Origin of the sequence: Kordiimonas lacus, assembly GCF_001550055.1 — a bacterium.
GTDB lineage: Bacteria > Pseudomonadota > Alphaproteobacteria > Sphingomonadales > Kordiimonadaceae > Kordiimonas > Kordiimonas lacus.
Window position 1 is genome coordinate 63,439 of the sequence record NZ_LRUA01000003.1, and the last position, 24,323, is coordinate 87,761.

Genomic DNA, 24,323 nt, shown 5'->3' on the forward strand with positions numbered 1-24,323 from the left:
CCCCTGCGTTCCCCAGATTGGCATTGCAGGAGAGCCCCCTTTCGCCCTAGGGTAAAGGGGAAGGAAGTCAGGGAAATGTGTCACTATGTATAAGGCATTGATTGCCGCCATCACGGGCTTGCTTGTCAGCGCGGGAGCTATGCCTGTTGCCGCTGAAACCGCCCATATCCGGGAAATCTGGAGCATCAGCGAGGGCCTGTTTGAGCCCGAATCCGTCGCGGTCGATGAAGCCAGAAACTTCATCTATGCGTCCAACGTTGTGGGCTACGGCATCAACGGCAAAGGCTATATCAGCCGCATGTCCATGTCGGGCCGCATGGTGGATGCCAAATGGATTGAAGGCCTGAACGCGCCCACGGGCCTCGCGCTCAGGGGCAAGCTGCTTTACCTCGCGGACGTCAACATGCTGAGGGTGCTGGATGTGGAAAGCGGCGAGATTGTCGCCTCCTATGTGGCGCCCGACCGGGAACCCTGCCTGAATGATGTGGCGTTGGCGGATGACGGCACTGTGTTTGTCTCCGGCAGTTGCACCGGCACCATCTATAAGCTCGAGGATGGCAAGCTGATCCGTTTCATTGTTGACGCCGACGCCCTTCGGTTCGTCAACGGCCTGTTCGTGGACGGCGAGCTTCTTCTGTCCGGCGGCTGGCAGATCAGGCTGTGGAACCGCTTTTCCGGTGCTCCCCTGGCAGACGGCCCCGTCACCCGGCAGCCGGACGTGAAGGATATCGACGGCCTGGCGTGGGACGGCAGCGCCTTCCTGATGTCCATGGTGGATGACCCGCGCCTGTGGCGCCTGAAAGCCGACGGCATCGCCGTTCCCATTTCAGACCAGCCATTTCATGCGGCGGACTTCTATTATGACAATGTCACAGGCTTGTTGATCATGCCCCAGAACCTGAGCGAGCATGATCACCGCGTGACGGCCTTTCGTCTGACCTTCGAATAAGTGGGTACCCCGTAGTTATGTGCGCCCGGTGGCCCGGGCAAACGCTGGACGCGCCATGCAGCGGTCGGTATAGGCGTGCAGCACTTCATTTTCAGGCATGCTGCCAAACAGCCTGAGGAAATAGCAGGTCGCCCCAATCAGCACATCGGCCGCAGTGAACTGGTCACCCATGATCCATTCGCGGCCCGCCAGGCGGCCTTCAAGCAGGCTGATCATGGTGTCGAAATCGCCCCAGGCATGGGCATATTTCTTGGCTTCCATACTGCTGAATTTCTCTGCCATTGCGGGCTCCATCACGCTGCCCATAAACTGCATCCAATAGAGGAAATCAGCCCGCGCCTGCCCGCCTTCGGTGACATCCAGTGCACTGTTGGGGAAGCGTTCCAGCAGATAGAGTGCGATGGCTGTTGAATCAGACAAGGCCACGTCCCCGTCCAGAATGGCCGGGACTTTCCCCATCGGGCTGGCGCGCCGGAAAGCGTCACTGCGCGGCGCTTCCGCATCGCGGATGTCCACCAGTTCCGTGGAAAAATCGCAGCCCATCTCTTCAAGAAGCCACAAGCTGCGGATGGCCCGTGTGTTCCGGCACCAGAATAGCGTGATCATGAATTATCCCCCTTGGTCGCGTGCTTGAAAGCCTAGCAGCGCCTGAGGAGGTGAACAAGCCCGCACACGCCATCCGGCACCAGAACTGATGCCGGATGGGGGCTGGTCTTCTCAGCGGCCGGGGCCAGCTTGACCTTGCATGGCAATCAGTGCCGTGGCGTTTTCAACCAGCGCCTTGAACTCCTGCCTGTAGGGCCCTTCGGCGCGCAGGGACTGCGCCAACGCCAGCACGTCACTTGGGCCGAAGTCCCCCAGATATTTGTCGTGCGCCAGCATCTGGCCGTAGGCCGCCACAGCGGATGCGTGCACCAGATCAGGCGACGGGGCCTTGCGGACATGCAGCTGGCTTGTCGGGATCACCTGGTCGATCAGCTTGCTCACCTCGCCGCCCGGTTCCTTGTAGCGCAGCTTGACGTAAGCAAGTTCGTCCTTGCGTGCGTTAGCTCCGACCGGCTTCTGCGCGTCATACCGCAGGTCACCGAACCGGCGGCCTTCCGACCCCACAAGCGCCACTTCATAAAGCGCCGTCACGCTGTGGCCCGCGCCGATCTCACCGGCATCAACCTTGTCGTTATCGAAGTCCTCGCGCGCCAGCACGCGGTTTTCATACCCCAGCAGGCGGTATTCAGCGACAACGGCAGGGTTGAACTCCACCTGTATCTTGACGTCCTTGGCGATGGTCATCAGCGTGGCATTCAACTGCGTGCCCAGCACCTTCTTGGCTTCTGAGAAATTATCCACATAGGCATAATTGCCGTTCCCGGCGTCCGCCAACTGTTCCATCAGGGCGTCGTTGAAATTGCCGTCGCCGAACCCGAGCGTGGTCAGGCTGACCCCGCTTTTGCGCTCTTCCTCAATGATGGTCTTCAACTGGCTCACGTCGTGGATGCCGACATTGAAGTCACCGTCTGTGGCCAGAATGATGCGGTTCAGGCCGCCATCGATGAAGGCCTTGCGGGCGGTATCATAGGCCAGTTTGATACCGGCACCACCAGCTGTGGAACCGCCGGCCTGAAGGCGCCCAAGCGCGTCACGGATGGTCTGCGTCTCACTGCCGGACGTGGGTTCAAGCACCAGCCCGCTGGCACCTGCATAGACCACAAGGGAAATACGGTCCTCCGCCGTCAGACTGCCGGCCATATATTGAAGCGATTTCACCAGAAGCGGCAGCTTGTCAGGGTCCCGCATGGAGCCTGAGACATCCACGAGGAACACCAGGTTGGCCTTGGGCCGCTCGGCCACCGGCACAGACTTGCCCTGCAACCCGATGCGCACAAGGTGCGTGCCCTTGTTCCAGGGTGTCTGCATGGCGTCTGTGGTTACGGAAAAAGGCACATCGCCTTCGGGCTGTGGATAGCTGTAGGTGAAATAATTGATCATTTCTTCAAGCCGGACCGCATCGGGGTGCGGCAGCATTCCACCGTTCAGCCTGTCGCGCACCAGCGAATAGGCGCCTGTATCCACATCCACCGAGAAGGTCGAAACAGGGTCAGATTCCGCAGATTTGATCACGCTGCGCTCAATGGGGGCGTATTTATCGCCGGTCACCGTATAGCCTTGCTGCGGCATGTCGCCGAAGAATCCCTGCTGGGACGGCTGTGCTATCTTGTTTGCATTCCGCACGTTGGCAACAAGCCCCCTAAGCGGCGCCATTTGCATATCCATTGCAGCCATTTCCGCGGGCGGAGCCGATTGGGCAAAGCCGTCCTGCTCAACGCGGGGAAATGGCTTTGTCTCCAATACATCGGCCGTAACTGTCGGATTCGAGGCCGTCTTCTCCGGTTCCGGCGCCATGGTGCAGGCGGAAATCGCCAACAGGCTTGTGGTCACAAAAAGGGCGGTAATCGTGGTGGTGGAAAACTTCAGAATGGACATATCCAGTCTCCTGATCCAGCTTGTTATAGTTACTTTATAACATATCTTTTTATCCCCGTCAAAATGACCAATTCAAGCTGTGCCCGGATTGTGGCAAGGGCCTGCCGAAAGCATGGCGCTTTTCCGCCATTGGCGCGGCGGGTAGCCTGCGCTAGGCTGTATCTGTCGGTTCACACGGGAGACGAGCATGTTCATGAAACGCACCACACTTTGGGCGATTGCCTGCCTTATCGGTTTTTCCGCCGTTTGCCTGCCTGCCCGTGCCGGTGACCCGATCCCGGAACTGGTGATCCTGAAGCCCTTTATCGGCACCTGGAAAACCATTTCAGACGCACCGAACGAACCCAATAGCTTCACCGACGTGGCCAAATGGGAATGCATCCTGAACGGCCGGGTGGTCCGGATCACCCACAATGTCAACGACGGGGCATATGCAGGCGAAAGCCTGATCCACTGGGACGGCCAGCAGCAGAAGATCATTTACCGCTATGTGACCACCGCCGGTTTTTATACGGACGGCGTCATCACGCCAGCTGATGACGGCGGCATTGACGTGCATGAATATGTACGCGGCGCAACAAGCGGGCCGACCGAAACCCTGTCCCACTATGAAGTCAAAGACGACGGCCGTATCCACGCCTGGTCCAAATTCCTGACCGGCGATGCCTGGACAGAGCCAAACACTGTGATTTACGAGCACGCGCCAGAGGCCCAGGTCAACCTGCCCTAGCAAGGGCCTGACCTGTCGCCTAGCTTTGCTGCGGCGTCATCGGGAAAGATAGCGTCACGGTAGTGCCCAGATCGGGAATGCTGTCGATCTGTATGCTGCCGCCAACCAGATCCATGAAGCGGGCCACCAGCGGCAGACCAAGGCCCAGCCCTTTCGCCTTGTCGGCCCCGCCCAGCAGCGACATGGCAACAGAAATCTGCCCCGGTGCCATGCCAGGGCCGGTATCCATAACGGTGAAGACAAAGTCCGGCCCTGCCTTACTGCCGCGAATGGTAACAACCCCGTTCACAGGCGAAAACTTGACGGCGTTCGAAACGATCTTGATCAGGGCCTGACGCATCAGGCGCCGGTCGATGGTCATCACCGCCTCGTCGCACTTGAGATCAATCAGGATGTGTTTTTCGTGAGCGACGGATTCCACAAAAGCCAGGACTTCGTCGGCAACTTCCTTGGGGTCCGTTGGTTCGGGCGATACTTCAAACCGTCCGCTTTCAAGGTCTGAAACGCTCAGTACGTCTTCCATCAGCTTCGACAGGTTGGCGCTGTTGCTGCGGATCAACCGCAGATATTCGGTACGCTCCGGTGCGCTGATCCCGCCCACCTGGTCGGTTAACCGCTCCGTGAAGCTGACAAGGGTCCGAAGCGGTGTCTGGATTTCGCTACTCAGGTTCGACAGGAAGCTGTTCTTGAGATCAAGCGCTGCGGCCGCTTCCGCTTGCGCCAGGTCCAGCTTCTCCGCCCGATCTTTCAATTCTGCATTCGCTTTTTCCAGGCACTCGGACAGGAAAGCTTTTTCATCCTGCTCCTGTCGGTACCGCACGGTGAAAAGCCCCAGCAGCACGAAAGTGAAAACAAGCGCGGCAAACGGCACCGTTTCAAAGGACGTGCGCGGTACGGGGATGTAAAGATAGGTATCAAGCGCAACGCCCAATACGGCAACCACGCCGCCCCAAAGCGCCCACTTCGACCCCGGCAACCGCTTCCGGTTGGCAACCCAGAACACATGAAAGATTTTGGCAAGCACCAGAAATGACACGACGAGGTATGGGTCGCGCATCCGGAACATCACCGGCAGTGGCGCAAAAAGGGCAACAAGAAGCCCAAGTCCACAGAGGGTCCAGACCATCTGGACCAAGGTGCGGCTGCTTTCCTTCGGATACAGTTCGGCCACCAGCCACAGATAGGCAGGCGCCAGCAACAAAAGCCCGACATATTCGGCCCGAAGGGCGCACTCAAGGTCCAGCCAGGGCCAGATGACCCAGATGTAATTGTCGACCAGAAGGGTTCTTGCCGCCATCACAATCAGCATGCCGCCACCGATATAATAGTAGCGCCCAGCCGTATGCCAGGCAGACAGGAGCATGGTCAGAAAGCCTACTGCGAAAAAGAAGCCGGCAACAAGAAACGCCGCCGAAATCTGAATGTCATGCGTTTTCGACAGCACCGCCTTTGGCCCGATCTTCGGTGCCCAAAGGAAACCGGCACTGGGGAAAATATGATTCGACACCTGCACCACCAGATCGAACTCTGTGGCATCAAACGGCAGATCAACATAGAACAGCCGGCCAGCGGCGCCCTGCTCGGAATTCACCCCGGGCTGGCCATTACCGCCCAGGTCATACACCTGTGCCCCGCCGTCCTGATCCCGCGTCACCGCATAGAGCCGGTAAACTGTGCGTTGCTTGCCTGTTTTCAGGCCATATTGGCTGGCGGGGGCAGACAAGCTGATATGGCGGATATAGGTGGCAACCCCGTACGATCCGGTTGGTCCCGCGCCAAAATCATCTTCCCAGATATGCGGCAGGGATACGGACTTTGCCTCGTCAATCAGGGCGGGCGCAGCTTCTGGGGCGGGCAACTGGCCTGCAACAAGCCGCCAGCCTTCCTTCAGTTCGGTAACGGCCATAGGCAAGGGCGCATCGGCGCGCGCGCCAACGCCAGCGGCAATTGCCCCCAACAACAGGATAATCCCGATGAATGTTGCCCAAGTCCCTTTCAAGACGTCCCCCGCACGATCCGTTCCCAGCAAAGCTATCTTGCTTTAAAGCCCAGGACCATAGGGATTTTTCATGATTGTTGCCAAAAAACTGAGCGCCCGCGACAATTCCCCGCAGTGACGGTAGGCGGGCGAATCCTTATCTCCTCCACACAGTTCATGAGTTGGAGAGATATCATGTCAGACACCGTACAGATTGCGCCCCGCCCGTTTTGGGCCAAATTGCTGTTTGCCTTGAGTGTTATTGGCCCGTTGCTGAAAGACGTAAAAATGGGCGGCGACACCGCCGTGGTGTTTTTCGCCCTGAATATGATCATGCTTTGGGTCCTTGCTGGTTTCACCTTTGGCATCGCAGGTGTCCTTGCCGGTGCTTACGTGCTCGTACCACTGGTGTTTGCCTGGCTGCTGGGTGTGATGCTGTTCAGCGGGCAATAACCGGGATCACCTGCAATTTGGTCACTGTTCGATCTGGCCGATCAGTTTGATCGAAACAATCCATAGGGCTCGATCAAGTGCTGTCTTGGCAAAGGCGGCACGAGCCTCTATGTAAAGGACAAGCTTTATTATCCGCTGGCGGCCAGCCCGCCGGCGCACTTGTTCAGGGGACCATTCATGGCTGAAACCAAACACACCAAAATGCTGATTATCGGGTCGGGTCCTGCCGGCTATACCGCCGCGATTTATGCCGCCCGTGCCAACCTCAGCCCCACTATTGTGACAGGCATGCAGGCTGGCGGCCAGCTGACCATCACCACAGACGTGGAAAACTACCCGGGCTTTGCCGAAGCCGTGCAGGGGCCGGACCTGATGGAAGCCATGCGCCAACAGGCCGAGAATGTCGGCACCGACATCATCTATGACCTGATCACGGAAGTCGACCTGAAGGCCACACCTAAGCGCGCCGTGGGCGACAGCGGCACAGTCTATACCGCCGACACGATTGTGATCTCGACAGGGGCTCAGGCCAAATGGCTGGGTCTTGAGACCGAACAAAAATTCAACGGCTACGGCGTATCGGCTTGTGCCACGTGCGACGGTTTCTTCTACCGCGGCAAGGATGTGGTTGTGATCGGCGGCGGCAACACAGCTGTTGAAGAAGCGCTTTACCTGTCGAACATCTGCTCGAAAGTGACACTGGTTCACCGCCGTGATGAGCTGCGCAGCGAGAAAATCCTGCAGGACCGCCTCTTCAAGGCTGCCAACGTGGAAGTGGCGTGGGACAGCGTTCTGGATGAAGTGCTGGGCGACGAGAACCCGCTGGGTGTCACCGGCGTGCGGCTGAAAAATGTGAAAACCGGCGACACGCGTGAGCTGGATGTCCACGGCGTATTTATCGCCATCGGCCACAAACCATCGACCGAACTGTTCAAGGGCCAACTGCCGATGGACGACGAAGGCTATCTGATCAAGAAGCCAGACAGCACCGAAACCGACATTCCGGGCGTTTACGCAGCCGGCGATGTGACAGACAAGGTCTACCGCCAGGCTGTAACGGCCGCGGGCATGGGCTGCATGGCAGCCCTTGAGGCGGAAAAATACATCGCCACCATGGAACACGCGGCTGCGGCGGCTGAATAAGCCCCAAGCACATACCGATATTCAGGAACGGCTCCTTCGGGGGCCGTTTTTTTTATGACAGGGTAGCCGCCAGCTGGCGCGCCCGGGCCTGCAGCGCCTTGCTGCCTTTTCGCATAGCATAGTCAAGCGCCGACAAGGCGGCTTCGGTGTGGGCTGGGTCAAGCGCCGCCATATCCACCATGGCCAGCAAGGCGCAGGTGCGGGCGATGCTGCTTTCGTGGTGCCGAAGCGTCTCGTCAAATTCTTCCATCAGACGGCCCTGCTCGCTCTGGCGGAAGCTCAGGCGCGGCAGGATTTTTGCCACCTGTTCCTTCACTTCCCATTGGTCAAGGCCGTATGCGCGCGCCAAAGCCTCGCGGTGTGGGTCCAGAAGCGCTGCACTGTCTTTCGCCAATGTCATAAGGGCATGGGCCGCGTGGGACACGGTGGCCGGGTCTTCATGGAAAAGGGCCGCTATCAGTGTGGCCAGCACAGTGGGGCTTTCTTCCGCAAGCGTGGCGGCGTCAGCGGCACGGGCGACGTCCTTGCGGTCCCCTTCCGCCAGCATATCCAAGACGGCGTCCGTGACTGTCGTCATGAAACCGCCTGATTGAGGGACGCTGCAAGCTGTTCACCTTCCGGCGTGAGTTGAACGATGTTGCGGCCATCGCCGGTATTCACCAGCCCAACCAACCCTGCGCCAGCGGATGTCAGGGTACTCAGATGCTGGTAAACCATCGGTTCTGTCATGCCCACCACGCGAGCGACATCGCCCACTGTGGGGTCTTTTTCATTCGCAGCCACCATAAAGCAGATGATCGCCTCGGCGGTCAGGCCGGGGTAACTGCGCTTGAAAACATTGGTCAGTTCTTGCAGGAATTCTTTGTTGCCCACAGCCTGTCTCGCTTGGTTCTGGCTTTTGTCGCCATATAGTATGCAAAACAACAGCTTACAGCAAGCGGCCATAAGGGTGCCTTTGGGGTTGCGGTTGCGTGGTTCTGGTGAAATAGTCATCAACCGGCCAAAGAGGCCAAAAAAGTTCAGGGCAGTCAGATTGATCTGGAGAGAAGCGTGCTCGATTGGGACAGACTGAGAATTTTTCACACGGTTGCGGAAAGCGGCAGCTTCACCAACGCAGGCATGCGCCTGAACTGCAGCCAGTCCGCCGTCAGCCGCCAGATCAGGGCGCTCGAGGAAAGCCTGAATGTCTCCCTGTTCACCCGCCATGCCCGCGGCCTGGTGCTGACACAGGAAGGCCAGGAGCTTTATAACACCGCGCGCGAGATGGTGCTGAGGCTGGAAGAAACCCAGCGCACCCTGATGGAAAGTCGTGAAAACCCCTCAGGCATTCTGCGGGTAACCACCATGGTAACCTTCGGTGCCGTGTGGCTGACACCGCACCTCGAGCAGTTCATGACCGAATATCCGGATATCAATATCAAGCTGATTCTGGATGACGCCGACCTTGACCTGTCTGCCGGTGAAGCAGATGTGGCGATCCGCCTGCACGAGCCCGAGCAGGCAGACCTGATCCAGCGCCCGCTCGCCACCTTCCACTCGCACATATATGCGAGCCCGGAGTATCTGGACCGCATGGGCACGCCGGTCACACCCAGTGACCTGGACCAGCATGACCTGATCACCTTCGGCATCTCAAACGTGCCCACCATCCGGGGCCTCAACTGGCTGCTGACCGTGGGCACCCCGAAAAAGGAGCGGTCCCCGCGTCTGCAGATCAACAACCTGTATGGCGTGCTGCACGCCGTGGAAGCGGGCATGGGCATTGCGGTGCTGCCGGACTATCTGGTGCACAACAGGCAAAAGCTGGTGCGTGTGCTGCCCAAAGTTGAAGGCACGCCGTTCAACAGCTATTATTGCTATGCGCCGGAACTTCGGGGCAGCCTGAAGGTGGCCCTGTTCCGCGACTTCATGGTCCGCCAGATCAGGGCCGAGAGCAATATCCTCTAGGCTGCTACACTCATCCGTCACCCTGAACTTGGTTCAGGGTCCATGCTTGCCATGGTCGAGTAAGTCCGATCACTTTCATGGATGCTGAAACAAGTTCAGCATGACGCCCTTGCTGTTACCGGCACTTGCCGGCCATTACGGTTTCGGCGCGGGTGATCACATCGCCTTCCTGAAGCGCCATGGCGGCATCCATACCGCTGATCACATTCCCCATCACGGTATAGCGGCCATCAAGATGCAGGTTATAGGCTGTGTTGATGAAGAATTGCGCGCTGCCGGTGTCACGCCCGGCCGTGGCTACGCCCACACTGCCCTTAACGTGCTGACCGCCCCACTCTTCGCGGATGGTGCCCCAGCTCGCGAGCTCCGGGTCTTCGCTCTGGCCCGCCTGCGCCACGAAATTCGGGATCACCCGGTGCCACAGCATGCTGTTCATCTTGCCCACGTCAGCCAGCAGCATGAAGTTGGCGGCGGCGTACGGCGCTATATGCGACGGCGCGATGCACACCGTGCCCCGCGTTGTCTCAAGCTTCAGCTCCCGGCCCTGGTACGACAGCACCATATTCCATGATGGTGTTTTGCGCGGCTTCTCAATGCCTTCGATGGACGGGTCCAGCGCGATGGCGGCTTCACGGCCACGGATGGTGTCCGGGTTGGCCGCTGCGTATTCTTCCAAAATTGCCTCACCCTCATCCGACTGGGCCAACAGCCCCATGGCAGAGAAAGCTTTGTAATAGTCGTCGCCCGCGAACCATTCTTCAGCCACCTTGAGCGCTTCTTCGGGCGAGCGTTGGTTCAGGCCGCGAAGCGCCGTCACCGCAATCCAGGGGTTTTCATCCTGAACGCTTGCAGCAATCAACTGGGTGATGTCTGTATCCATCCCGTCGCGCCCCGCAAGGGCGGACAGCGCCAGGTGCCGCATGGGCACGCTGCCGTCGCGCGCGACTTCCATCAGGTAAAGCTTGCTGGACGGGTCAGACAGGCTGCCCATGGCGCGCACGGCTTCCATGGCCAGCTGTGTGTCATCCACGCCCGCAATCGCCACCAGATAATCAGCAGCCTCATTGCCGAACTGCCGAAGCACGCGCACCAGCGCCCGCTGCACGTCAGGGTTTGGCGCAGCGCCCATGGCGGCGATCACCGCGTCAAGTGTCAGGCCTTCGTCCAGTTTCTGCAGACGCCCGAGAAGATAGGCTGCTTCGTAGCCGAAGCACCTGTCTGCGGTCAGGGACAGCAGGTGCAGCACATCAAGTTCTGGCAGCGCTGAGGCATCAAGCCGATCATAAACAATCGACTGCATCAGTGCGAACAAGGCGGATTCCTGTGCATCCATACCGAAAAGATTGCACTTCCCTAGCCGTTCCTTCAGCTGTATCCCGTTGATCGTTTCAATCAAATAGGCACGCGACTGCTCCGCTCCCGAGAATGCCATGCCGTTAAGTGCGCCAGAGGAGCCATCATTCTGGGCGACCTCAGCAAGCATGCTGTCAAAACCGGAATCATGGCAAAAGCCGGCGGCATAAGCTGCGGCTTCGCGCACTTCTTCGTTCTTGTGCGTAAGGTAGGGCTTGATCCGCTCACACGCCTCACCGCCGATTTGCCCGAGGAACACAAGTGCACGCCAATCTTCGGCCTCGAGGGCTTCGTCAAAAACGGGATTCTGGTGATCTCGGGCGTCTTTTGCTTCCATCAATCGGACGTCGAAATCATTAAATTCCTTAAGAATTGCATTTTTTTCAGAAGAAATGACCGGCGCTGTCACGCCAAAGGTTAACAGCGCAAGCGCAAGCGTATGCTTAAGTTTCATGAAAATCCTCCCCGCTAAATGTTTGTCATTAAACAGTTTTTTGGTCAGCAATGCTGTACTATTTTTTGCAAAAAACCAGCCATTCGTTAACTGATACCCTTATTTTTTTAAGCCATGCATTTTTCGCATAGCTGCTACGACCCAAAAATGGGTTTTCTTCTTGGCTCCCCAAACATATATACCTCTCATCGCCGCTGAGCAACGTACCGAGTATCCGCTCGCGGCACCCAGTTTCTGAGTTTGACGGTTTTCCGTCACAAAGGTCGGTCCCGGGGTTCCTCCCCCCTCCCCCCACTTCCCCCCCGGGACCGGCCCTTTACTTTTCGTCTCGTGAGTTCGAGACAGCACTAACCTCCCTATGTTGACAAACTGATCCCCCAGGCTCCGGTGTATACCGGGGCCTCTTTTTTTTGTCTTCCAGCCTTTCTGCCGCCGACCACCCATGCGTTGAGGGTTAGGTAACCTTTCTTTGTGTATTATTATGGCTGTGGGAGGTTGGAAGGTGCGGATGCAGATTTTGAAGTCTGTTCGATGGTTTGTTTATGGTGTGCTGATGATGGCAGCGCCCCCTGCGCACGCAGAAGACTTCCGCCTCGCCATGGCGACCGATGACGATCAATATGTTGCTGAAATCGTGGAGCTGGCCCTCGCGGAAGCAGACGGCGACCACACGCTGGAGCTTGTGGGCCGGGTGATCCTGGCGCAGAACCGGGCCCTGCGGGCGCTTTCGGAAGAGCGGCCTCGCTACGATATGCACTATAGCGGCTATGACGCGGACCGAGAGCAGGAGCTGGCCATGGTACGCTTTCCCATCACCATGGGCATGCTGGGCCACAGGCTGCTCGCCGTCACAGAAGCCAACAAAGACCTGTTCGCAAACGTCCAGACACTGGAAGACCTGAAGCAAGTGGCTGTTCTGGGGTCCGGCATCGATTGGCCTGACACGAAAATACTGAAGGCCGCCGGTCTCACCGTTGCCACCGCGTCAGACAATAACCTATGGCAAATGCTGGCACGGGGCCGCTTCAATGCCTTCCCGCGCGGGGTCAATGAAATCCTGCCGGAAGTTGAAGGGGCCAACACTGGCTGGCTGGGCTCGACAGTCGTCATCGACCGGCATGTCATGCTTGTCTATAAGTATGATCATTTCTTCTATTTCTCCAAGGCAAACGCGCACAAGGCGGCCATCGTGGAACAGGGGCTGATCCGGGCTCATGAAAACGGCAAACTGCAGGCGCTTTTAAATGATGTTCCTCAACTGCATGCTGTCAGGGAGGAGCTCAGCAGGCACCCCAGACGGGTGATCCGCCTTGTAAACCCCTTACTGAGCGACAAACTGCGGGCGCTCCCCCAGTCCTATTGGCACACCTACCCCTGACCCTGTTGGTGATAGACAAACACGCCTTGTGGCTGACAGCGTTATCAGATAATTTGGGGGCTGGGGTGAAAGCAGGAATGGATGACATTTAGACACACCCACATTGCTGCCTTTCTGGTCTGCTGGCTTGCCAGCATAGACCCTTTGCAAGCCGAAACCTTCCGCATTGAAGCCCCGCCGCCCGATGGTCATTTTGATTATGAAGTCAAGCTGCTGCAGATCGCGCTTGCACATGCCTCCGGCGACCACAGCCTTGTCCTCGTAGAACCGGACGATGAACGCCCTGCAAACCAGGGCAGAATGCTACGCCAATTCGCCGACGGCAAAAGCCCCTACAATATTCTGTTCAGCGGTTATAGCCCGGAACGCGAGGACATGCTGGAGATGGTCTATATCCCGCTCACGCGCGGGCTTCTGGGGCACCGGCTTTTGTTCATTGAGGAAAAGACCGACAGCTTGCTGGCTTCCATCGACACGTTGGCGCAGTTCAAGAGCCTGGTAACGCTGGGGATGGCCATCTCCCACCCGGAACGGCCCATCTATGAATATAACGGCCTGCAGGTTACCTCCGCGCCGTCGGACAGCCAGTGGCAGCTGCTGGCACGTGGGCGGTTTCATGCCCTGCTGTTCGGTGTGGATGAGGCCTTCCCGCTTCTGGCGCTCAAGGGCGGCCAACACGGGAACGCCACCATCACCGTCTCGGGCCAGGTCCGCATCAGCTACTTGTATGACTCGTTCTTCTTTGTGGCGAAGGGCGACAGCAAGCGTGCCGCCATCGTCACGGAAGGCCTTCTGGCCGCCTACGACAGCGGCGCCTTCATGGCGCATTTTTCAAATTATCCCGCTATCAAACAAGGGCTTGAGATTGTCGCGGCGCATGACCGCCGGGTGTTCTGGATCAACAACCCCTATACGAGCAGCCGCATGCGCGCCATCCCAGGCCGTTTCTGGCACCGGTTCCAAAACGGCGGTCCCTAGCCCGCCAGTTCTGCCCCCCGCTTGCGCGCGGCCGATACCGCGTCACTCATCAACTGCCCCAACCCGTCTGCGCGCATCAGCACATTCAGGGCCGCCGCCGTGGTGCCGCCCGGGCTGGTGACACGGCGCCTCAGCTCAGCCGCTTCAACATCCGTTTCAGCGTCCATCAGATGGCCGGCCCCGATAACAGTCTGGCGCGCCAGTGCCATGGCGGTATCTTCTGGCAGGCCTTCGCGCACGCCCGCCGCTGCCAGGCATTCCACCATATAGAAGACATAGGCAGGCCCGCTGCCGGATACCCCTGTTACCGCGTCCATCTGGTCCTCGCGTTCGATCCAGACGGCCTCGCCGGTGGCGCCCATCAACTCAAGCGCCAGCGCGCGGTCGTCTTCACTGATGCCTGAGCCTGCGGTCAGGCCGCTGATGCCCTGGCCGATGGCCGCCGGCGTGTTGGGCATCACCCGCACGCAGGTGCCCTTGCCGCCAGTGCCGCGCGCCATCTGGTCCAGCGTCACCCCCGCCGCGACCGAGAGCACAACTGTGCCGTCCCCAATGAAGGGTGCCATCAGCGGCAGCGCGTCATTCATGATCTGCGGCTTCACGGCCATCACAATCGCACGCGCCTTCATGCCCTTCGGCAGGAACCCGGCACTGGCGACAAAGTGGTCAGCTTTGCTGCCCGGCAGGCTTTCAGGGGCAGCCTGGGGGTCAACAATATAGAGATGATCCGCGGGCACACCGGCCCGCAGCCAGCCCTGCGCCATCGCGCGGCCCATATGGCCACAGCCGACAAGCACAAGGGGGGACGTTTCGCTGAAATGTTGCACCATGGTTTCTCCCTCTGGCGAAAGAAGCCCGCGCGCGAACGCGGGGCTGAAACAGGGAGCGATAATGAGCCAGTTTCGCTGCCAAATCCAGCACTCAGGGAAGCTAAAATCTATCGATGACGGTAACGCCAGATGATCCGAACGTGTGCATTGCGGTGAGGATATCGACGCCTTCCTCCAGCGAAACGGTTTTGCCGATCAGCCTTTCAGGCGCCAGCTTGCCGCTTTCGATCATCGCCATCATGGCGCCGTAGCGGTGCGCCTGCATGCCGTGGCTGCCCAGGATTTCAAGCTCATTGGCGATCACCGCGTCCATCGGCACCGCCGGATGGGCGTGATCCGCCACCATCAGGCCCACCTGAATGTGCCGCCCGCGTTTACGCAGGTTCGCAACAGAATTGAAGCAGGTGGCCGGATGGCCGAGCGCGTCGATGGAGGCATGCGCGCCGCCGCCCGTGATATCCCGCACCGCTTCTGCCACCTCCGTCCCTGGCGATGCCTTCACCACGGCCACAGCCCCCAGCGATTTGGCGAAGTCGAGCTTGTCGTCAGCGATGTCCACCGCCACCACATTGGCGCCCATGGCGCTCGCGATCATGATGGCCGAGAGGCCCACGCCGCCACAGCCGTGCACCGCCACCCATTCGCCGGGCGCCACCCGGCCCTGGTCAACCACCGCGCGGAAGCTGGTCACAAACCGGCAGCCCAGGCTGGCGGCAGTGACGAAATCCATGCTGTCCGGCAAGGCGACCAGGTTGAGGTCGGCGTGATGCAGGCCGACATATTCGGCGAACGACCCCCAGTGGGTGAAGCCGGGCTGGAACTGGCTGTCGCACACTTGCTGGTTGCCGCTATGGCACTCTGGGCAGGCGCCGCAGCCACCCACGAACGGCACGGTGACCCGGTCTCCCGCACGCCAGCGCGTCACATCCCTGCCCACCGCCACAATCGTGCCGGCAAGCTCATGCCCCGGCACGTGCGGCAGCTCAATATCCTTGTCGTGGCCCACCCAGCCGTGCCAGTCACTGCGGCAGATGCCGGTAGCTTCCACGCGCACCACCACGCCGTGCGCCTCTGGTGTCGGGTCCGGCACTTCCGTCACGCGCGGCGGCGCACCAAAAGCTTCATAGAGCATCGCTTTCATCTGGCATCCTTTCCTGTAGGCAAACCTTCATTCAGTATGACAATCAGGGCGCCCGTTTTGCGCATAAAAAGTGACGAGGCACAAAAAAAGGGGCGGCGCACCGCACCGCCCATATTTTCAGGCAGGGCCTCACCCGAGGCCAAGAATCGATCTTTGTTATTTTTACGCCGTGCCTGCACACTCCAGCATGGCGCTCTCGATCGCTTCTTCAGGAGACTGCCCTCCCCACATGACAAACTGGAAAACGGGGTAGAAACGCTCGCACTCCCCAAGCGCGGTTTCCACCATGGTAACCATATGTTCCTCGCCGATCGCGCCGATGAGCGGATCACCCACCAGGCTTGCGTGGCGGAACAAAAGCGCATCTTCTTCCGACCAATATTCGAAGTGGCCAATCCACATACGCTCATTGATCATCCCAAGGACACGGTAAATATCGGCCCGTCGGCCTTCCGGCACCTTCAGGTCAAACAGACATGCAAACTGCAATGTTTTGAAGTCTTCGCGCCAGAATACCCGGAACTGAAGGTCGGTATATTGGCCCGAGATGAACATGGTCAGCTCATCCTCGCCATGCCGCTCGACCGCCCAATCATTGGCGCCTGCAAGCTCTTCGGCGAGATCAACTGGATTCTGAGAAATGATTTCAGAATGCCCGGTGCTCAGTGTCGTCATCTCGTTTCCCCCTGGAAAGTGAGTGCCGCCGGGCTAAGGAGCTTAACCGGCAGACTCGGTTTCGCCGGTTAGCGTTATCTTCGATTCACCAGAAACACGAAATCTGGCTCCCTTGATCAAAATTAACACTAGATATAGCGTGCCAAAGCCGGGACTCTGTGGCAAGCAGGAATTGTTTCGGAAGGGAAATTTCTTGTGGAAAAGTCGTTGAAGCCCCGTTCTAATTTGGTGAATTTCACCACGGGAACAGGCCCTTAGATTCCACTGTTGAAGGAAAATATAGCGCGTAATTTTATTGCGCAAATGGCTTATTTTTGTTCAAGCTTTGCCTTGAGCAAATCAAGTTCTGCGCGCAGGTCTTCATTTTCGGTACGGGCTTTTTCAGCCATCTCGCGCACCACGTCGAATTCCTCGCGGGTCACAAGGTCAAGGCCAGCGAGCTGACGATCGAGCCAGGCGCGGAAATGATCTTCCATTTCGCCCTTCACGCTGTGGGCTGCACCCACTGCACCGGTTGCCAGTTTGGAGAGGTCATCGAAGAATTTGTTGCTGGTTTGCATCTTACCGTTCCTTGAAGCTTTGATCTTCATATGGGCGAAGCAGTGAAAAATTGCAATGGGCGAGTTGCCGCAGGCAATCGGTCTACTTGTGGCGGGTAGCAGATCATCTATGACACCTTCCCCGATTTTACTATCAGCTGCACAAAAACATTCCTATAGTAGCAATCCCCATCGATTGTTCCGCAGTATCCAGCCAAATATTCATCAGGAGCATCGACCATGCCACAAAGACTGAGAGCACCGCAGCCACGGGAATTCGAAAACCGCGAATCTTTCAGCCGTATCGATATGTTCGAACTGGCGACGGTGGAATTTCCCGACAGGCTCAATATCGTGTCGGAAGGCGATAGCTGGTTTGACTATCCGCGCAAAATCTTCCCCAACAAGCCGGCCAATATCATCGACCATATTGAAGACCGCCTTCACAGAAAAGCCAACCTGCTGCGGCTCGAATCGAACGGCGATGAAATCACCCAGATCATGTCGGATGACCAACGTCATAACCTGACTGAACTCCTGGACGACTGCGCCCGTCGCAAACGCCCTATTCATGCCCTTCTGTTTTCCGGCGGCGGCAATGACATTGTCGGTACCTATGACATGGAACGCTTCCTGCTGCCGTTTAAACCCGGGATGACAGCCCGCGCCTGCATCAACTGGGATGCCTTCGAGATCAAGCTGAACCAGATCAAATACGCCTGGCTGGAGTTGATCAATATCCGCGATCAATATTCCGCTGACACCAAGATTTTCACCCACACATACGACCTGCCGTATATGACCGGCATCGGTGCCCGGTTCTACGGCGTCGAGTGGGCCAAGGCCTGGATCGGGCCGGCCATGACCAAACGGGGCATCGCACCAGACGATTATAGCGTCACGCCGAACATTCGGTTCCGCCGCGATATCGTACAGGAGATGTTCAACAGCCTGGCGGTGATCCTGGAAGAAATTGAGGGCACAACCCGGAATTTCCATGTCACCCGGACACTGGGCACGCTTACAAGCGCCGATCAATGGCTCAATGAAATCCATCCAACAGCGGACGGCTTCGAGCTGCTGTCGGAAAAATTCTATGCAACGATGACAGCCGAAATGCCTCAGTTGCCTGCCTGGTAACTGAACCGCAGACCACCATCATGGATCGTCGTCCGGCCGCCAGTGGTGGCCGGACGTTTTTCATTGTCGGCGCTGCAGCCTTGACACGCGCGCGTCCACGGCGATGATGGCGCAAAGCTTTCAAGGGATGGAATTATGTCGCTACTCGCCAACCTCGCGGTTCTCACTTATCCGAAAATCAGCGAGTTTGCGCTCGGCCCCGTCGAGGTGGGCGGCTTCGCGCTGGGCATCCGCTGGTACAGCCTGGCCTATATCGCGGGCATCCTGTTCGGCTGGTGGTACATCCGCCGCCTGACATCCAAGCCTGGGGCCGCCATGTCCCCCAAGCATATCGACGATTTCATCACCTGGGCCATCATCGGCGTCATCGCCGGTGGACGGCTTGGCTACGTACTGTTTTACCGGCCAGAGAATTATTTTGACGATCCGCTGGCCATCCTGCGCCTGTGGGATGGCGGCATGTCCTTCCACGGGGGCGCTATCGGCGTGATCCTGGCGGTCATCTTCTTCAGCCGCAAACACAAGCTGGATCTGATGCGTGTGGCGGACATTGTCGCGCTCGTGAGCCCAGTGGGCCTGTTCGCAGGCCGCATCGCCAACTTCATCAACGGCGAGCTGTGGGGCCGCACCACGGATGTGCCGTGGGCCATGGTTTTCCCAACAGGCGGGCCGCTGCCGCGCCACCCAAGCCAGCTTTATGAGGCCCTGGGCGAAGGCGTAATCCTGTTCCTGATTTTGATGTTCCTTTACCACCGCACGCGGCTGGCCAAGGAAATGCCCGGCGTCATCGCGGGGGTCTTCTATCTGGGCTACGGCCTGACCCGTGTGCTGGTTGAGTTCGTGCGCGAACCCGACGTGGGGGTTGACCACATCATGGGCCTGACCCGCGGGCAACTGCTGTCTGTACCGATGTTCCTGTTTGCCGCCTGGCTGATCAACAAGGGCATCCAACATAGTCGCACCCAAAAAGCGAAAGCCAAATAGTGACGCCGCTTGCCAACATTCTGGCACGCCGGATTGAGGCGTCAGGGCCGATCAGCCTTGCAGACTATATGGCTGAATGCCTGATGCATCCAAAGCACGGCTATTATCAGCGCGAACGGGTTTTCGGTCAGGACGGCGACTTCATCACCGCGCCCGAAGTCAGCCAGATGTTCGGCGAGACCATCGGCCTGTGGCTGGCGGACCGCTGGATTGTCATGGGACGCCCGAACCCGGTGAACCTGGTGGAGCTGGGCCCCGGACGCGGCACCCTGATGGCGGATATCCTGCGCGCTGCGGGCAAAGTGCCGGGCTTCAAGGATGCCGCAAAGGTGCATTTCATTGAGGCGAGCGCCCAGCTACGCGCGCTGCAGGCGGAAAAGGTACCAGACGCGACGTGGCATGATGATTTCTCAAGCGTGCCTGAAGGCCCCAGCCTTGTTGTCGCCAACGAGTTCTTTGATGCCCTGCCGATCCACCAGTATGTGAAACAGGGCGGCAAATGGTTTGAGCGCTCTGTGGGCATGGTGGGCGATGGCCTCGGGTTTGTGCTCACGCAGCCTGCCGCCCAGTTCGCCCTGGTGCCGCCCCACCTGCTTAGGGCGCCGGACGGCAGCCTGCTGGAAGTCTGCCCAGGTGCGATTTCCACCAGCGCCACCATTGCGGCCCACCTGGCAGCCCACGGCGGCGCAGCGCTCTATATTGATTATGGCTACGGCATTTCCGCGCCGGGGGATACGTTCCAGGCCCTCAAAAAACACGAGTTCACTGACCCGTTCACGGAACCCGGCAAGGCGGACCTTACGGCCCACGTGGCGTTCGACCGCATCGCCGAAGCGGCTGAAAGCGTGGGCGCGAAGGCATCCCCGACCACTGAGCAAGGCGCTTTCCTGATGACCATCGGGCTGGGTGTGCGCGCCCAGAAGCTGGCCGAACGGGCATCAGACAAAAGCCAGGAACGCATTCTGGGGGAGCTGAAGCGCCTGACCGCGCCCGATGAAATGGGCACGCTTTTCAAGGTGCTCGCGGTCCAGAACCCCGCCCTGCCCGCAGCACCCGGCTTTTAAGCCGATCACAACCACAAAGCCCCCCCGGCACAGCCAGCGGACTATAGATCAAGCGGCAAATCAAAGGGTGAGCGCGTGCTTGAGTGCCTTCAGGGCAGCGTCGGGACTGGCCGGCTTTTCCTTGAGGAAGGTGCTGAGCGCCGTGCGGGCGCCCTCGCCAAAGCCAAGCCTGGCCATGGTGTTCAGATACAGTTGTTCGCTTGTCAGCACGCCCTTCTGGCTGGCATCCCACTTTGCCATTTCCTGCCAGAAGCGGATCATGCCGCCCCCCGGCGCGTCTGGGTTGAGGGCCTCGCCCACCATGCGGTTGATCAGGGCGCCACACTGGTAAACCGTATCAAACCGGCCCTTCTCTGGCGCGTCATGCACGCTGGTCTCCGCCAGCAGGTTCCGGCATTTGTTCCTTACCGTCGCCCACAGGCTGGTCAGTTCTGCCGCGTTATAGGCACCGGCCTGGTTCATCAGCTCGTAAGCCAGCGCCTCAGCCGCGCCTTCATGTACCCAGGGGTGATCATCGCCAAGCCACTCGCCCCACACCTCGCGCTGCCAGATGTGCAGCACCTCATGCATGGTGAAGCGCGGGAAATAGAGCGGGTCACTATCCGCCCACCTTGCGCTGCCCTTGCCCTTCATGGTGAAGAGTATCTGGTACGGCAGCGTGCCTGCCTTGGTCTGGTCGGTGGCGGATGTCTCCAACTCGCCCGCCGCCAAAAACACCAGATAGGGCTCTGCTGGCCTGAAGCCGAACAGCTCAGCCAGCAGCTTGGTGCCCCGCGGCAATGTGCTGAGGACGCCGAGCCGCGCGCTCGCCGGGATCAGCGGGTCGATCACCAGCGTCGCACCCGCAATTTCCTTGGGTTCCCTTGGGCCAAAATAGACAAATTGTTCCGCCAGTGCCTTGGGGTTCCTGGTGACGACCCTGTCACCCTCCAGCCCCCTGTAGGACGCTCGCAGGTCATAGCTTTCCCACACGCCGTTCCTGTATACTTGCCCCATCAGATAACCGGTGAAGACGGAGGCCCCGCCATCACTGAAGCTGGAGAAGGGCATATAGTCCTTGGGTGGGATCATGGTGTTGGTGGTGAGGGTGACCGACGCACAATTGAACGGGGCCTTGTCCGCCCGCTGAATAAGCGACGTACGGCCCGTGTGGATCAGCTCAAACCCCGGCTCACCTGCAGCCCATGATGCCGCCCGAAAATCCGCGACCGGACGCTCAAAGCCCAGTGCACTGACACTTTCACCGAAACAGAAGCTGGCTTTCCAGCGGCGCTCCGCCTCCCGCGTCAGCTCAAACGTGCCGCTCACGTCAGCGCCTGCTGCCCCACTCAGGCCCCATATGGCCGCCAATGTGATGAAAAAGCGCATCAAGTCCCCTGTCCCTTGCTGGAATATTTTCTATAGTGCGAATGCAACAGGAAAAGTAAAGTCACAGCCATGACCGATCATTTGAAATGCCCATCCATCAGCGCCCCGCACGCCTTCTTCAGCCGCGCAGGCGGTGTCTCGACCGGCCTCTATGAAGGCCTGAACTGCGGCCCCGGCTCCAGCGATGACCCGGCGTGCGTGCTGGAGAACCGGCGCATCGCGGCAAAGCATCTGTCCGGCAGCGCCGACACACCGGTGCTGAGCTGCTATCAGGTGCATGGCCGCGATGTGGTGGTCGCGACCGAGGACTGGGGCACTGACCGCCCCAAGGCGGACGCCATGGTGACCAACCAGCCGGGCCTCATTCTGGGCATCCTGACCGCCGACTGCACACCCGTGCTGTTCGAAGACCGGGAAGCCGGCGTGATCGGCGCCGCGCACGCTGGCTGGAAAGGCGCGCTGGCGGGTGTCACGGACGCCACGGTGCGCGCCATGGAAGGCCTGGGCGCCAGGCGCGAGCGCATCCGCGCTGCCGTCGGCCCGACAATCCACCAGGCATCCTATGAGGTAGACCTGGATTTCCGCGACCGCTTCACAGCCGAACAAATGGACTTCGACCGCTTCTTCCTACCCGGCAAGGACCCGTGGCACGTGCAGTTCGACCTGCCGGGTTTCGTGAAATACCGGCTGGAGGCGGACGATGTCGAATCAGTCTGGATGGCGGGGCTGGATACATACACAAGCGAGGATCATTTCTCCTTCCGGCGGACGACTCACAGGAAAGAGGCAGATTACGGTCGCCAGCTGTCGGCAATCATGCTGAAGCCTTGACTATCACTTTTGGAATATATGAACCCATCCGTCCCGATTTGAGGCACTGAGCTTATAAAATGACCCCGTGCTGGGCTGGCGCCTTTACACATGCCCCCCCGGCTGGTACAGGACACCCGAACGCAACATCTTCATCGCACGGAGGCCTTAATGGGCATGAAGATCCTTACCGGGAACTCAAACCCGGAACTGGCGGAAGCCATTGCCGCCTATCTGAACATGCCGCTTGCAAAAGCCGCTGTTAAACGCTTTTCCGATCAGGAAGTTTTCGTAGAAATTCATGAGAATGTGCGCGGTGAGGATGTTTTCCTCGTGCAGCCAACGAACTTCCCGGCCAACGACCACATGATGGAACTGCTGGTATGCATCGATGCGCTGAAGCGCGCGTCCGCCCGCCGCATCACGGCTGTGATCCCATACTTCGGTTATGCCCGCCAGGACCGGAAGCCCGGCCCACGGACGCCAATTTCCGCCAAGCTGGTTGCCAACCTGATCACCACCGCCGGCGCCGACCGCGTGCTGACGATGGACCTGCACGCAGGCCAGATCCAGGGCTTCTTCGATATCCCGACGGATAACCTCTATGCCATGCCGGTTCTGGTTCGCGACCTGAAGGAAAAATACGCTGGCAAGAAAACCATGATCGTTTCGCCTGATGTGGGCGGCGTGGTTCGGGCCCGTGCCTACGCGAAGCGCCTTGATGCGCCAATCGCCATCATCGATAAACGCCGCGAACGCGCTGGCGTGTCTGAGGTGATGCACATCGTGGGTGACGTGAAAGATTGTCACTGTGTGCTGGTGGACGATATTGTCGACAGCGCCGGCACGCTGTGTAACGCCGCCAAAGCGCTGCACGAAGCCGGTGCCTCCAGCGTGTCAGCCTATGTCGCACACGGCGTGCTGTCCGGCCCAGCCTACGAGCGCATCGAGAACAGCGTGATGGACGAGCTGGTGATCACAGACAGCATTCGCCCAACAGAGGCCTGCAACGCCAACCCGAAAATCCGGGTTGTGACCGTGGCGCCGCTGCTGGCCGAAGCCATGAACCGCATCGCACACGAAACAAGCGTATCCAGCCTGTTCGAATAAACGGTTCTGCGACCAAGAATTCAAAAGCCCCTGCCTGATTTGGCGGGGGCTTTTTCTTTTCTGAATTTTCCAGCCAAAACCTAGTGCGTTTTCATCTGCACCAAAATGGGCCCAGGTGCATCAGCACCCGGCAGAAGGTCCTCTAGACCCTTTTCGACAAAGGCCGCAACGATCGGCCCCATCCGGCCGTCCACGGCGGTCTCAGCATAGGCGAATTCAGGTCCCTGATAGCTGGTGGACACGGTATATCTTTTCACCACGCGGGCGGCCACCTCGGCTTCGGCCATCACATTGCCTGCACCGTCAAGCAGCGTGAATTTACCGTTCATGCGCGGGCCGTGGCTGCGGTAGCGCGCCAGGGGGAATTCAGGAATAAAGAAGCTGTCCACTTCAATCACAAGAGTGCCGTTAAATCCCGGCTCTGCAATCTGGTGGAAGGCGGCCCAGGCCATGGTGCGCATCAGGTTCGGGACCGAATAGGTATTGAGGTCGGGCAGCAGATATTCGTTGGCCCAGATGGTGTCCTGATATTTGTCGATCATCAGATTCTTGGCCTTTTTGCCCGGCTCCAGCTCGATCCGGTATTTGCGGAACATAGCTTCTCGCTGAAGCTCCTTCTCGTTGATCTTTTTCATATCCTTCTCCAGCCGCTTGGAGAATTTCAGTTGGATATCCAACGCCTCTGCCCCGCTAGGCACTGCAAAAGCAAAGACAAACAAAACCGCAATAAGAAGAAAACGCATACAAGCCCCCGTGAAATTGTTACCAACAAACTAGTTGGCTACCTTCTATCTAGCAAGTGCCGATGGCATGTCTAG

General features: G+C 58.9%; 24 protein-coding genes. 12 read left to right on the plus strand and 12 right to left on the minus strand.

The window, feature by feature from the left end; translation table 11 throughout:
* Positions 1–85 precede the first annotated feature (85 nt).
* Entirely contained in the window at positions 86–949 is an 864-nt protein-coding gene (locus KORLAC_RS03830; protein ID WP_068303338.1) for an NHL repeat-containing protein, read from the plus strand.
* 15 nt (positions 950–964) lie between these two features.
* Here the strand turns inward: KORLAC_RS03830 and KORLAC_RS03835 are convergent, their stop codons facing one another.
* Positions 965–1,555, minus strand: coding sequence for a glutathione S-transferase family protein (locus KORLAC_RS03835; protein WP_068303342.1), 591 nt, complete (start codon positions 1,553–1,555; stop codon positions 965–967).
* 111 nt (positions 1,556–1,666) lie between these two features.
* Positions 1,667–3,430 (minus strand): vWA domain-containing protein, encoded by a 1,764-nt coding sequence (locus tag KORLAC_RS03840; RefSeq protein ID WP_068303345.1) that lies wholly within the window; start codon positions 3,428–3,430, stop codon positions 1,667–1,669.
* A gap of 187 nt (positions 3,431–3,617) precedes the next feature.
* Here KORLAC_RS03840 and KORLAC_RS03845 point away from each other — a divergent pair, with 187 nt between their 5' ends.
* Positions 3,618–4,160, plus strand: a complete 543-nt coding sequence (locus KORLAC_RS03845) for a hypothetical protein (RefSeq protein WP_068303348.1) — start codon at positions 3,618–3,620, stop codon at positions 4,158–4,160.
* Between the two features lie 19 nt (positions 4,161–4,179).
* Here the strand turns inward: KORLAC_RS03845 and KORLAC_RS03850 are convergent, their stop codons facing one another.
* Complete coding sequence (locus tag KORLAC_RS03850; RefSeq protein WP_068303352.1) at positions 4,180–6,159, minus strand: sensor histidine kinase; 1,980 nt, start codon at positions 6,157–6,159, stop codon at positions 4,180–4,182.
* Positions 6,160–6,333: 174 nt separating this feature from the next.
* Between KORLAC_RS03850 and KORLAC_RS03855 the strand changes: the two genes are divergently transcribed.
* Positions 6,334–6,591, plus strand: coding sequence for a hypothetical protein (locus tag KORLAC_RS03855; protein ID WP_068303354.1), 258 nt, complete (start codon positions 6,334–6,336; stop codon positions 6,589–6,591).
* Between the two features lie 177 nt (positions 6,592–6,768).
* Positions 6,769–7,734 (plus strand): thioredoxin-disulfide reductase, encoded by a 966-nt coding sequence (gene trxB / locus KORLAC_RS03860; protein WP_068303358.1) that lies wholly within the window; start codon positions 6,769–6,771, stop codon positions 7,732–7,734.
* Positions 7,735–7,786: 52 nt separating this feature from the next.
* Here the strand turns inward: trxB and KORLAC_RS03865 are convergent, their stop codons facing one another.
* Complete coding sequence (locus KORLAC_RS03865) at positions 7,787–8,311, minus strand: hypothetical protein (RefSeq protein ID WP_068303361.1); 525 nt, start codon at positions 8,309–8,311, stop codon at positions 7,787–7,789.
* Positions 8,308–8,607 carry a MarR family winged helix-turn-helix transcriptional regulator gene (locus KORLAC_RS03870; protein WP_139167688.1) on the minus strand — a complete coding sequence of 100 codons (300 nt, stop codon included), beginning with the start codon at positions 8,605–8,607 and terminating at the stop codon, positions 8,308–8,310. Before KORLAC_RS03870 ends, KORLAC_RS03865 begins: the two co-directional genes overlap by 4 nt.
* Positions 8,608–8,784: 177 nt before the next feature.
* On the opposite strand from KORLAC_RS03870, the gene KORLAC_RS03875 reads away from it, so the two are divergent.
* Positions 8,785–9,681 carry a LysR family transcriptional regulator gene (locus KORLAC_RS03875; protein WP_068303366.1) on the plus strand — a complete coding sequence of 299 codons (897 nt, stop codon included), beginning with the start codon at positions 8,785–8,787 and terminating at the stop codon, positions 9,679–9,681.
* 115 nt (positions 9,682–9,796) lie between these two features.
* Here KORLAC_RS03875 and KORLAC_RS03880 read toward each other — a convergent pair whose 3' ends face one another.
* Positions 9,797–11,488 (minus strand): peptidylprolyl isomerase, encoded by a 1,692-nt coding sequence (locus KORLAC_RS03880; protein WP_068303369.1) that lies wholly within the window; start codon positions 11,486–11,488, stop codon positions 9,797–9,799.
* Between the two features lie 508 nt (positions 11,489–11,996).
* Between KORLAC_RS03880 and KORLAC_RS03885 the strand changes: the two genes are divergently transcribed.
* Together KORLAC_RS03885 and KORLAC_RS03890 are read left to right on the plus strand one after the other, a co-directional pair.
* Positions 11,997–12,866: a hypothetical protein gene (locus KORLAC_RS03885; protein ID WP_068303372.1), complete on the plus strand. Its 870-nt coding sequence runs from the start codon at positions 11,997–11,999 to the stop codon at positions 12,864–12,866.
* Positions 12,867–12,947: 81 nt separating this feature from the next.
* Positions 12,948–13,844, plus strand: coding sequence for a hypothetical protein (locus KORLAC_RS03890; protein WP_068303375.1), 897 nt, complete (start codon positions 12,948–12,950; stop codon positions 13,842–13,844).
* On the opposite strand, the gene proC is transcribed toward KORLAC_RS03890, so the two are convergent.
* The 4 genes from proC to KORLAC_RS03910 all read right to left on the minus strand — a co-directional run bounded on the left by proC (position 13,841) and on the right by KORLAC_RS03910 (position 17,050).
* Positions 13,841–14,674 carry a pyrroline-5-carboxylate reductase gene (gene proC / locus KORLAC_RS03895; protein ID WP_068303378.1) on the minus strand — a complete coding sequence of 278 codons (834 nt, stop codon included), beginning with the start codon at positions 14,672–14,674 and terminating at the stop codon, positions 13,841–13,843. The genes KORLAC_RS03890 and proC overlap by 4 nt on opposite strands.
* Positions 14,675–14,774: 100 nt before the next feature.
* Positions 14,775–15,815, minus strand: coding sequence for a zinc-dependent alcohol dehydrogenase family protein (locus tag KORLAC_RS03900; RefSeq protein ID WP_068303380.1), 1,041 nt, complete (start codon positions 15,813–15,815; stop codon positions 14,775–14,777).
* Positions 15,816–15,977: 162 nt separating this feature from the next.
* Positions 15,978–16,490: a type III secretion system chaperone family protein gene (locus KORLAC_RS03905; RefSeq protein WP_068303382.1), complete on the minus strand. Its 513-nt coding sequence runs from the start codon at positions 16,488–16,490 to the stop codon at positions 15,978–15,980.
* A gap of 308 nt (positions 16,491–16,798) precedes the next feature.
* The gene (locus tag KORLAC_RS03910) at positions 16,799–17,050 is read right to left on the minus strand and encodes an accessory factor UbiK family protein (protein WP_068303389.1); all 252 of its coding nucleotides are present in this window, start codon (positions 17,048–17,050) and stop codon (positions 16,799–16,801) included.
* Positions 17,051–17,269: 219 nt separating this feature from the next.
* Here KORLAC_RS03910 and KORLAC_RS03915 point away from each other — a divergent pair, with 219 nt between their 5' ends.
* The 3 genes from KORLAC_RS03915 to KORLAC_RS03925 all read left to right on the plus strand — a co-directional run bounded on the left by KORLAC_RS03915 (position 17,270) and on the right by KORLAC_RS03925 (position 20,217).
* The gene (locus tag KORLAC_RS03915; RefSeq protein ID WP_068303391.1) at positions 17,270–18,169 is read left to right on the plus strand and encodes a hypothetical protein; all 900 of its coding nucleotides are present in this window, start codon (positions 17,270–17,272) and stop codon (positions 18,167–18,169) included.
* A 135-nt stretch (positions 18,170–18,304) separates the two neighbouring features.
* Positions 18,305–19,153 (plus strand): prolipoprotein diacylglyceryl transferase, encoded by an 849-nt coding sequence (lgt, locus tag KORLAC_RS03920; RefSeq protein ID WP_068303394.1) that lies wholly within the window; start codon positions 18,305–18,307, stop codon positions 19,151–19,153.
* Entirely contained in the window at positions 19,153–20,217 is a 1,065-nt protein-coding gene (locus tag KORLAC_RS03925) for a class I SAM-dependent methyltransferase (RefSeq protein ID WP_068303397.1), read from the plus strand. Before lgt ends, KORLAC_RS03925 begins: the two co-directional genes overlap by 1 nt.
* Before the next feature lie 60 nt (positions 20,218–20,277).
* Here the strand turns inward: KORLAC_RS03925 and KORLAC_RS03930 are convergent, their stop codons facing one another.
* Positions 20,278–21,585: a hypothetical protein gene (locus KORLAC_RS03930; protein WP_068303400.1), complete on the minus strand. Its 1,308-nt coding sequence runs from the start codon at positions 21,583–21,585 to the stop codon at positions 20,278–20,280.
* 69 nt (positions 21,586–21,654) lie between these two features.
* On the opposite strand from KORLAC_RS03930, the gene pgeF reads away from it, so the two are divergent.
* Both pgeF and KORLAC_RS03940 read left to right on the plus strand, forming a co-directional pair.
* Positions 21,655–22,416, plus strand: coding sequence for a peptidoglycan editing factor PgeF (pgeF, locus tag KORLAC_RS03935; protein ID WP_068303403.1), 762 nt, complete (start codon positions 21,655–21,657; stop codon positions 22,414–22,416).
* 156 nt (positions 22,417–22,572) lie between these two features.
* Complete coding sequence (locus KORLAC_RS03940; RefSeq protein WP_068304630.1) at positions 22,573–23,505, plus strand: ribose-phosphate pyrophosphokinase; 933 nt, start codon at positions 22,573–22,575, stop codon at positions 23,503–23,505.
* Positions 23,506–23,585: 80 nt separating this feature from the next.
* Here the strand turns inward: KORLAC_RS03940 and KORLAC_RS03945 are convergent, their stop codons facing one another.
* A complete protein-coding gene (locus tag KORLAC_RS03945) occupies positions 23,586–24,248 on the minus strand; it encodes a hypothetical protein (protein WP_068303406.1) in 663 nt (220 codons plus the stop codon).
* Positions 24,249–24,323: the final 75 nt, after the last annotated feature.